At 51.5% G+C, this 10040-nt stretch carries 9 protein-coding genes; 6 read left to right on the top strand and 3 right to left on the bottom strand.

Features of this window, described 5'->3' with window-relative positions; translation table 11 throughout:
• Positions 1-144 precede the first annotated feature (144 nt).
• From T504_RS0108205 to T504_RS0108220, 4 genes are all read left to right on the top strand, one after another.
• The gene (locus tag T504_RS0108205) at positions 145-1110 is read left to right on the top strand and encodes a M23 family metallopeptidase (protein WP_051635274.1); all 966 of its coding nucleotides are present in this window, start codon (positions 145-147) and stop codon (positions 1108-1110) included.
• Between the two features lie 419 nt (positions 1111-1529).
• A complete protein-coding gene (locus T504_RS0108210; RefSeq protein WP_033170590.1) occupies positions 1530-2636 on the top strand; it encodes a class II glutamine amidotransferase in 1107 nt (368 codons plus the stop codon).
• Positions 2624-4255, top strand: coding sequence for a glutamate synthase-related protein (locus tag T504_RS0108215; RefSeq protein ID WP_033170591.1), 1632 nt, complete (start codon positions 2624-2626; stop codon positions 4253-4255). The genes T504_RS0108210 and T504_RS0108215 overlap by 13 nt, the downstream gene beginning before the upstream one ends.
• A gap of 27 nt (positions 4256-4282) precedes the next feature.
• On the top strand, positions 4283-6619 hold the full coding sequence (locus tag T504_RS0108220; protein WP_033170592.1) for an FAD-dependent oxidoreductase: 2337 nt from the start codon (positions 4283-4285) through the stop codon (positions 6617-6619).
• Between the two features lie 78 nt (positions 6620-6697).
• Here T504_RS0108220 and T504_RS0108225 read toward each other — a convergent pair whose 3' ends face one another.
• Positions 6698-7099, bottom strand: a complete 402-nt coding sequence (locus tag T504_RS0108225; RefSeq protein WP_033170593.1) for a hypothetical protein — start codon at positions 7097-7099, stop codon at positions 6698-6700.
• A 190-nt stretch (positions 7100-7289) separates the two neighbouring features.
• Between T504_RS0108225 and T504_RS0108230 the strand changes: the two genes are divergently transcribed.
• Both T504_RS0108230 and T504_RS13870 read left to right on the top strand, forming a co-directional pair.
• Positions 7290-8105, top strand: a complete 816-nt coding sequence (locus tag T504_RS0108230; RefSeq protein WP_033170594.1) for a Cof-type HAD-IIB family hydrolase — start codon at positions 7290-7292, stop codon at positions 8103-8105.
• 98 nt (positions 8106-8203) lie between these two features.
• Positions 8204-8602 (top strand): hypothetical protein, encoded by a 399-nt coding sequence (locus T504_RS13870; RefSeq protein ID WP_051635275.1) that lies wholly within the window; start codon positions 8204-8206, stop codon positions 8600-8602.
• A gap of 65 nt (positions 8603-8667) precedes the next feature.
• Here T504_RS13870 and T504_RS0108240 read toward each other — a convergent pair whose 3' ends face one another.
• Both T504_RS0108240 and T504_RS0108245 read right to left on the bottom strand, forming a co-directional pair.
• Entirely contained in the window at positions 8668-9078 is a 411-nt protein-coding gene (locus T504_RS0108240; RefSeq protein ID WP_033170595.1) for a hemerythrin domain-containing protein, read from the bottom strand.
• Between the two features lie 313 nt (positions 9079-9391).
• Positions 9392-10040: RNA-guided endonuclease TnpB family protein (locus T504_RS0108245; RefSeq protein ID WP_033170596.1), on the bottom strand; the 649-nt coding region annotated here is incomplete at its 5' end.

Below are 10040 nucleotides of genomic sequence, written 5' to 3' on the forward strand. Positions count from 1 at the left end.
ACGGGTCTATTCTATAGTAGAAAAAACTTTAAAAAACAAAAACCTTATGCTATAATGGCATAAGGTTTTATGTTATTATTGAAGCAATCCAGGGAATACTCATGTCCGTGGATTCTTTTGTTTTAAACGTTTGGAGGCTTTACTTTGGCAGCTGAGAAGAAACCAGAGATAAAGGAATCACCGGAGTATACGATCAAGTTCATCCCACCCAATGGCGGGGATGTAAAGAAAATCCATTTGTCCGAACGCAACCTCAAGATTGGGGTCGCTTCCCTGGCCGTGGGAGCCTTGCTGTTTGTGGGGGCATTCAGCTACTCGGTATACAGCACGTTTGCGGCGCAGAGTGGGCAAAGCGAGATTCGCGAACTTCGGGAAGTAAATACGATCCAGCAGGAGCAATTGCTGCAGCTTTCGAAGAAAGCCAATGACCTGCAGGATGAGATGGAGCAGTTGAAACAGGTAGAAAACGAATTGCGTCAAATGACTGGAATGGCACCGGCGCAGGATGCCAATGCACCAGCGGCGCAGAATCCAGATGCCAGTGGCAATGGTGACGGTAAACACGATGGTCAGGGGGGACCAGTCGTTCAGCCGGATTTGAACAATATCGGCCAGGTACTCACTTTGGTGGAGCAAGGGATTACCCAGCGCCGTGAGTCCCTTATGGAGTTACAGCAGCATATCAAGGACCGTCAGGAAAAACTCGGTTACAACCCGCTGCTGGGCGGCAGTACGACCCCGTCCATCTGGCCAGCGCATGGTGACGTTTCCTCGCCGTTTGGCCTCCGTTGGAATGGATCGGATTTCCATCCGGGCATCGACATTGCCAATGATGCCGGTACGCCGATTTTGGCTACGGCAGACGGCGTAGTCACGACGGCTGGCTGGAATGATGGCGGCTATGGCAATATGGTGGATATTGACCATGGCAATGGCATCATGACCCGCTATGGTCATGCCATGCAGGTTGTTGTCACCCCTGGCCAATATGTTCGTCGCGGTCAGGTCATTGCCTACATGGGCAGCACCGGCTTTTCTACGGGGCCGCACGTCCATTATGAGGTGCGCATTGGTGGCGAACCGGTAAATCCCGCATCGTACCTTCATTGATAGGTTCTGCCAGCACAAGTATTATGTATACTTTCATAGACGAATAAAGACGGTTTCACGCAGTTGTATGCGTGTATACAGTAAAAAAATACATAACATAACAAAAGGGAATAATAAGTAGAAGCTCTATGCAAACAACTGCATAGGGCTTTTTTATTGGCGGAATAAGTATAACAAATGATAAAACTGTAAACTGTATACATACATATTTATGCAATAATGTATAAATATAATCACTGTTTTTGGCTGGGATGGCGTAAAATCAAGGAAAATACGATATTTTTCAGAATATTATGCTTGAATATGCATATTGACAATGGTTTACACTCTTCCTATAATAGGAGTTACATTACAGTCGAAATGTATTGTATAGAGACAATGTATTATATACAAAGGACAATCTCAAAGGAGAGACGGATATGTGTAGAATTGGTTCAATCAAGAGCAAAGTACCCATTCAGCCATCCAAGGCGCTGCGTTTGATGCTTCCGCAGCAGGAAGGGCATGATAACTCCGGATTTGCCATGGTCATGCAGGACCTGTACGGCATCTTTTCCAATTATAAGGATAAGCCGCTGTTATCCCTGGCCTGCACGCAGCGCGGTGCGCAGCTTGTAGAGGAATACATGGATGCGCACAACTTCGTACAGCTGGCAGAATGGATTCCTATTCCGGATAAACGTCCGGGGCTTGATATTCAGGCAATGCCATACTACATTTTCCGTAACTACGATTATCCGGAGGATGCTGAGAAGATGACCAAGGAGCAGAAGGAAGACCTGCTGCTCGATACCCGTCTGGCACTCAGGAAACTGCTCGAAGAGGCAGGCGAAGGCTTCGTCTATTCGTTTTGGCCGGATGTATTGACCTTGAAGGAAATCGGCGATCCGCGCGATATTGCTACGTATTTCCACCTTTGGGATGACAATGGCTGCCTGGCTGCGAAGTCGATCGTAGCGCAGTGCCGTCAGAATACCAACTACGACATCGTGCGCTATGCAGCGCATCCGTTCTTCCTGCAGGGCTACACGCTCTGTGCGAATGGTGAGAATACCTTCTATACGAAAAATAAGGAATTCCAGAAATCGCTGCATCGTGGCTATATCGGTTTTGAGTCCGATTCCCAGTGTTTCCTCAATACGCTTCATTATGTACATCACGAGCTCAAATGGCCGCTTACCTATTATAAGCATGTCATTACCCCGCTGCCGTTCGAGGAAATCGAACAGCGGGAGGATAAAGAGGTCCTTACGGCAATTCGTCAGTCGCTGGCGAATCTGGAGATTAACGGACCGAATACTGTCATTGGGGTGCTGCCGGACAACCGCATGATTACCTGCTGCGACTCCAAGAAACTGCGCCCCGTTGTCATCGGCCGCACGGATGATATGCTGGCAATCTCTTCGGAGGTTTGCGGCATCAATGAAATCATGCCGGACCGTGACCAGACGAAGGACATTTACCCGAATGAACGGGAAATCATAGTAATCAACGATGAGCTGGAGGTACAGAGATGGAAGCAGTAAAAACTCAGGACGTGGCAGTAAACGACCTGCCATGGAAAATCGAATATCATGCTGACCGCTGTACGATGTGCGGCAGCTGCGTGGCCGGCTGCTCGTTCAAGGCCATCAAAGTGGTTACGCAGAGCCAGTCTTTGACGATTTCGGAGGGGAGTCAGCCCGAACCGAAGCATACGCATGTCGCGCGCCCCATCATCAAACAGGTGGCAAGCCTGACGGATTTCTGCCGGGGCTGTGGCATGTGCGAGAAAATCTGCCCGAACAACGCCATTCGTCCGGTTCGCAATCCGGACAGCCGCCGCACGCTGCTGGCAAAAGACAATGGCCCCATCAAACGCGGTGGCCGCACGAACCTCAATGCCCAGCGTACGCTTGACAGTATTGTCGTTGGCCGTATTTCCCAGATGACGGACCCGTCGCTCGATGCGGCCCGCCATACCTTCGATATCCGTTCGCCGTTTGGCCGCGTGCTTTCCGCCAAAGAGCTCCCGTTTGAGCTCAAGGATGGCAAGCTCGTTCAGGCAAGCCATACGCCGCCGGTCGATTGGATTTACCCGCTGATTTTCTCGGATATGTCCATCGGTGCCCTGTCGACCCGTGCTTGGGAAGCCGTGGCACTGGCTGTGGGCTACCTCAACGAGAAATGCGGCCTGCCGGTACGCATGAGTTCTGGTGAGGGCGGTATGCCAGTAAAACTATTGGAGTCGGAGTATCTCAAATACTTCATTATACAGATTGCGTCTGGTCACTTTGGCTGGAACCGCATCATCAAAGCAATGCCGCATATGGTTACGGACCCGGCGGGTATCCTCATCAAGATCGGTCAGGGGGCAAAACCGGGTGACGGTGGTCTGCTGCCGGAGGCAAAGGTAGCGGAACATGTCCAGGCGATCCGTGGCGTTCCGAAAGCAACGCTGGCTTCGCCGCCAAACCATCAGGGCCTCTATTCCATCGAGGAATCGGTCCAGAAAATGCATCTTTCCATGAATGCCGCCTTTGGGTTCCGCGTTCCGGTCGGCATCAAGTGTGCCGCTTCGGCCACTTCGGTATCCGTATACAACAACCTGCTGCGTGACCCGTACAAAATCTGCGGCGGTTTCTTCCTGGATGGCATTCAGGGTGGTACGGGTGCCGCCAATGAGGTTTCGCTTGACCACACGGGCCATCCGGTTGTCTCCAAGATTCGTGACTGCTACAACGCAGCCGTCAAACAGGGCCTGCAGGGACAGATTCCGCTTTACGGCGGTGGTGGTATCGGCATGACCGGGAATGCGGCCGCCGATGCCTTCAAGATGATGTGCCTGGGCGCCAACGGCGTATTTGTCGGCAAGGTGCTCATTCAGCTCCTGGGCTGCGTAGGCAACGAGCAGGGACGCTGCAATTCGTGCAACACGGGTAAATGCCCGATGGGTATCTGCTCGCAGGACCCGCGCCTCGTCAAACGCCTCGATATCGATCGCGGCGCACAGAAAATCGTCGATTATGTACTGGCCTTCGATGCCGAGCTCAAGAAACTCATGGCACCGATCGGCAACAGCTCGCTGCCGATTGGCCGCAGTGATGCACTGGTATCGACGGATAAAGCTGTGGCCGAGAAACTCGGCATCCAGTATGTATGCTAACGATGGCGTAACAGGAGGCAATAACTTATGTTCAAGATAGAAACTATGCAGGGACATGAACGCATGTCCACTCAAGACCTGCTGCTCGCTATCGGCGATGCGGTAAAGCAGGGCGAGACCGAGTTCGAGATTGCGGCTTCCGGCCAACATGATATCGGCGGTCCGTTATGGCATCCGGAAGGCAAGACGCTGCACTTCCATGTCACGAATGCCGGTCAGCGTCTCGGCTCCATGTGCCTGCCAGGCACGGAGATTATCGCGGAGGGTTCCGTATCGGCCGATGTCGGCTGGCTGAACTCCGGTGGTACGATTACGGTTAAAGGCGATGCCGGCGATACGGCTGGTCACTGTTCTTCCGGGGGTAAGATTTTCATCGGTGGCCGTGGCGGTACGCGTACGGGCTCGCTGATGAAACACGACCCGCTCTATGAGGAGCCGGAGCTCTGGATTCTCAAGAATGTTGGGTCATTCTCGTTCGAGTTCATGGGCGGCGGCCGGGCCATCGTCTGTGGCTATGACAGCGCGCAGTTCGCCTCGGTACTCGGTGAGCGTGCCTGCGTCGGCATGGTCGGTGGTGTCGTCTACGTACGTGGTACCATCGATACCTATCCGGCAGATATCAAATATCTGGATCTGGATGAGGACGATATTGCCTTCCTCGATGGCGGTATGGATGAATTCCTGCAGCATATCGAACGCGAAGATTTGCGCGAGGAATTGTCGGATTGGAGCCAGTGGAAGAAACTTCGTCCGCTGACGGCTGCTGAGAAAAAGGGCAAAAAGACGCATGACCTCAAGGCATTCCGTCTGAATGACTGGGTGAAGGGCGGTATCTTCAGTGATGTCGCTCATGATGATTTTGCCGTTCATAATACGCTTTCCACGGGGCTTTACCGTCTGCGTGTGCCGAGCTGGGATAATGCGAAATTCGCCGCACCGTGCGAATTCAACTGCCCGACGGGCATCCCGACGCAGCGCCGCTATGACCTGATTCGTCAGGGCAAGCTCGATGAGGCGTTCCAGCTGGAATTGCAGTACACGCCGTTCCCCGGTTCGGTTTGTGGTTCGGTCTGCCCGAACCCCTGCATGGATCACTGTACGCGCGGTACGATTGATGAGCCCATCCAGATCGGTGACCTCGGCTATCGTTCCGCCTTCTTGAAGGTGGAGCCGCCGAAAGTAAAGACGGGCAAAAAGATTGCCGTCATCGGTGGTGGTGTGGCCGGTCTCTCGACGGCTTGGCAGCTTGCGCGCAAAGGCCATAGCGTTACGGTCTATGATGATGCGGACCACATCGGTGGTAAGCTCGAGCAGGTAATCCCGCGCGGCCGTCTGGCGCATGAGCTTCTCGAGGCAGAACTCAAACGCATTCAGAGCGTCGGCGTCGAATTTGTCACGGCCTGCAAAGTCGATAAAGAAAAATTCGCGGCCCTGCGCCAGGAAAACGATGCCGTTGTTGTCGCTACGGGCGGCACGAAATCCCGCTTCTTCCCGTGGGAAGGAGCAGAACACCTCACGATGGGGCTGGAGTACCTCAAGGCGATCAATCGCGGCGAAAAACCGGCAACGGGCAAGCATGTCGTGGTAATCGGTGCGGGTAACTCCGGTATGGATACCTGCCGTGGCGCTTATGAAATGGGCGCGGAGACGGTCGTAGCTGTCGATGTGCAGAAACCGGCAGCTTTTGCTGATGAAATCGAGTACATCGAAAATCTCGGCGGCAAGCTCGTCTGGCCGTTCTTTACGAATAAAATCACGCCGGAGGGCGTCTATGGCAACGATGGCCGCTTCATCCCGGCCGATCAGGTAATCGTCAGCATCGGTGAGGAACCGGAGCTTGACTTCCTGCCGGAAGACGAGGGAATCGAGTTCTTCCGCAAGAGCTGGCTGGTACCCAAGAAAGACCAGAGCATTGCCAAAGGCGTATTCACCGCCGGTGATACGATCAAACCGGGCCGTCTGACCGATGCTATCGGCAGTGGCCGCAAAGCAGCCTGGTATGTCGATCAGTATGTCATGGGCCAAGAGACTGCGGACTTCCCTGAGAAGCAGCAGATCCCTGCCGAGCGCCTGTCGAAAGCATACTTTGATAAGTGCCATCACTGCCTGCTCGGGGATCCGGTCGATGACCATACGCGTTGTGTCAGCTGCGGTACCTGCCGTGACTGCAAGATGTGTCTGGAATCCTGCCCAGAAAAAGCCATCACCCGTATTCAGAAGGAAGATGGCAGCTGGGAGTACGTATCTGACCCGAACCGCTGTATCGGCTGCGGAATCTGCGCGGGGGTCTGCCCCTGTGGCGTCTGGAGTATCAACGACAATCCGGAAAAAATCGCTATGTATTCGACGGGAGCAAAAGCATAAAAGAATAATTGTTTCACGTGCAACAAAACGGGACCATGAGAAAAACACATGGTCCCGTTTCTTTTATCGGTGTATCGATTAATGATGCGTAGCGATGTAGAGAATATCGTTCGCCAGGCGGTCGCCGGAAACTCTCTGCCAGTTTGAACCGGACGAGATGTAGGCATGTTTGCCCGTATAACCCGTCCACATATATTTCCAAGTTCCATCCTGCTGGGTGAAGCGATAGTCACGCTCCTCAAATTCTGCGTAATCGTCAGCAAGTACAGCATGGATGCGCAGTACCGTATTTGGGATGCGGCCGCTGGCCATCAGGGAACCGCGGTCAACCGACCAGGTAGCCTGGTATTTGCCATAGCCCAAGTCAATCCAAGGATCAGCACTTGCAACACTGGGCTGCATCAAGTGAAGTCCAGTAAGGGTGATAGCTGCACCAAAGCAGCAGGCAACGAGATTAGATTTCAGTTTTTTTAAAGTCATAAGGACCTCCTTCATTTTTTTAAGATTATAACATGATTTTAATGTCTTTTGCAAAATATATTATCACACAATAAAACATTGCCATTAACGATATATTTTGTCCATGCGGTCAAGATGTGACAGATATCAATTGTTCCTTCGTAAATAATCATTTATACTTACAAGTAAAAGGACGATGGAGGCTGTATTTATGGTAAAAATTGTATTTTCGGATATCGATGGAACCTTTTTGACCCCCGAGAGCAAGGTGAGTCCGGCCACGGCAATGGCGGCGCAGAAACTTCTGGCGGAGGGGATTCCGCTCGTGCTGGTTTCGGCCCGGATGCCGGAGGCTATCTATCCCTTGACCGATGGGATTGGCATCAAGATTCCCATCATCAGCTACAGTGGCGCGTTAGCGCTCACGGAAACGGGGGAAGAACTGGGGAGCATAACGATGGCGGGAGCCGATACGGCCCGGCTGTTGACGGTACTGGAAAGCGAATATCCAGAGGCAGTGGTCAACTATTATGCAGGACACCATTGGTATGTCAAAGCGGTGGAAAACGAGCGCGTTCAGACGGAAGTCCGTATTACCTCGGCACAACCACAAAAAACCAGTTTCGAGGAACGCCTGGCCGTTGGGGAAGTCCCGCATAAAATTCTGCTGATGGCGGAGCCAGAACTTTGCGAGCGGGCGGAACGGGAGCTTTCTGCCCGGTTCCCGATGTTTCATGTGGTGCGGTCGGCAGCGTTCCTGCTCGAGATTATGGATGCAACGGTATCTAAGGCCAGCGGCATCGAAGTGATGCTGAAACATTTTGGATTCACTGCCGAGCAGGCGTTGTCCTTGGGGGATAATTATAACGATATTGAGATGTTAGAGCTCACAGGCCGCAGTGTCGCCATGGGAAATTCGCCGGAGAAAATCAAGGCGATTGCAACGGATATTACCTTAGCGAATGATGCGGATGGGTGGGCCAGATTCCTGGAACAGGAAATTTTTGCCAAGGAAATCGCGCGCTGATTTTCCAAATATTTTGCTCTGAATCGATTAAGTTTTTCGAATATTCACCGATATATACTATAGAAAGTGTTTTTGATGAAGAAGCTGGAGGTGGATGTATGGCTATTGATGCTGTGCAAGGAATAACGGCTTGGTCAGGGATGAAACACGACAGGAATAGCAGGGAAAAGACGGAAGCGGCGAAGGATATGTTTGCCAAGATGCTGCGTCAGTTGGAAACTGGTGGTGGAATCTCCGATACTGGGGAAAGTAATGGGGAAGATACCACAACCGTAACGCAGGTCATGTCGGATGGTTCGGTGCTGGTTACCGTCTATGCGGGAAATCGAATCGTATCGCAGAGCAAGACCCATGCGGCTAATCCGCAGGAGAATCCAGCGATAGTCAGTACGCGAGTGGAGCATTCGGCGCCGCCGCTTACGGGAAATACCGTAGGGGATGAGCTGGCCGCGAATATGGCAGCTTCCCAGATGCTCGCTGTGCTGATGCAGAAATGATTCGAAAAAAGGCAGTGAAAACGCCCGCACGTTTTCACTGCCTTTTTGGTTCTTGACTTAGGGGATTATTCTTCTACCAGGGGATAGAGCTCCTGATCCTCGCGCTGCAGGCGCTCAATCAGCGCGCCGATAACACGGTGGGTCTCCTGCAGGAAGCCTGCGGGATTGTTTTTGATTTTCGTCGGGGTCATAAAGGCTTCCTTGTAGCTGGTAAAGGTATCAGCTAAATGGCCCATCTCCTGGTCAAAGGTCGTAGCGGTCTCGCGGATTTTTGGCACCTCGCTTTTGGCTAGGTTCGGATAGAGGAATTTATCCTCGGCCGCCAAATGGATGGAGATAAGTCCGGCGAGACGGGAGAGCGCCCGAGAGATATCGTCGGCCTGACTTATCGCCTTCGTTTCCGTCTTAGCACCAGTTATGGTATCAAGCAGTTTGTAGATTCCTTCATGGTGGTCTTTTAGAATTTCCAGATACATCGTAATCGCTCCTTTTGCTTTTCTCTATGGGTATAGTGTAGCGGGAAACGGGCGGCGAAGATGTAACCAGGGTTACAAAAAAGTTTCGAAACGAACATATTTATGGCAGGAATTCGCGGATGCGATTCCGAAGTAAACAGCGCATCTGGTTCCTGGCCGGAAAAGTATTCTGAGTGAACGTACCCCCGCCTATAGAGGCGGGAGCTTCCTGCTTCCACGAGAACAGCACCACTGACTCCGAAGAGTTGCAGCGACTTACACTCTTTCCACAGGCGTAGATTCCCGTGCGCCCCACGGTATTTTACGAGATTAGTTAGGCAGATATTCGTCTAGCTTCTTTTCGAATATTTATTGCAGCGTTTTTATCGCGGTTATGATGACTGCCACAAGCGGGACAATCCCATTCTCTTACAGACAAGTTTTTAGTTTCGTCATTTTGGTAGCCACAAATATGGCATAATTGACTGCTTGGATACCACTTGTCTATCTTTATAAGTTGTTTGCCCTGCCATGCAAGCTTGTACTCCAGTATATTTGTGAACATGTTCCAGCCATTGTCGGCTACAGATTTACCAAAGCTGAATTTTCCGCCTTTCTTATGTTTCGCCATAGCTTTGACACTAATATCTTCTATGCCTATGGCATCATAGCGGTCTACCAAGTAGCGGGCTTTTTGGTGAAGGAAGTCGTGGCGTTGGTTGGCAATTTTTTCATGTAACTTAGCTACACGCAACCTTTGTTTGTCTCTGTTATGACTTCCCTCTTGCCGCTTAGAAAGTTTTCTTTGTGCCTTGGCTAATCTTTTCTCGGCTTTCTTCAAGAAATTTGGATAGTCTGCATCATCCTCATCGGAAGCAACATACAAACCGTGCATAGCAAAGTCCAGCCCAAGAAAGTTCTTCGGTATTATGGGGAGTATTTGGTTTTCATACTCTACAAGAATACTGATGTAGTATTTTCCT

Origin of the sequence: Selenomonas sp. ND2010 (assembly GCF_000702005.1) — a bacterium.
GTDB lineage: Bacteria > Bacillota > Negativicutes > Selenomonadales > Selenomonadaceae > Selenomonas_A.

What these genes read in the sequence shown, in the direction of transcription:
- T504_RS0108215 (WP_033170591.1), top strand. Translation starts at nt 2,624, where the DNA reads ATGGAAGCAGTAAAAACTCAGGACGTGGCAGTAAACGACCTGCCATGG.
- T504_RS13870 (WP_051635275.1), top strand. Translation starts at nt 8,204, where the DNA reads ATGGCTATTGATGCTGTGCAAGGAATAACGGCTTGGTCAGGGATGAAA.
- T504_RS0108240 (WP_033170595.1), bottom strand. Translation starts at nt 9,078, where the DNA reads ATGTATCTGGAAATTCTAAAAGACCACCATGAAGGAATCTACAAACTG.
- T504_RS0108230 (WP_033170594.1), top strand. Translation starts at nt 7,290, where the DNA reads ATGGTAAAAATTGTATTTTCGGATATCGATGGAACCTTTTTGACCCCC.
- T504_RS0108210 (WP_033170590.1), top strand. Translation starts at nt 1,530, where the DNA reads ATGTGTAGAATTGGTTCAATCAAGAGCAAAGTACCCATTCAGCCATCC.
- T504_RS0108220 (WP_033170592.1), top strand. Translation starts at nt 4,283, where the DNA reads ATGTTCAAGATAGAAACTATGCAGGGACATGAACGCATGTCCACTCAA.
- T504_RS0108225 (WP_033170593.1), bottom strand. Translation starts at nt 7,099, where the DNA reads ATGACTTTAAAAAAACTGAAATCTAATCTCGTTGCCTGCTGCTTTGGT.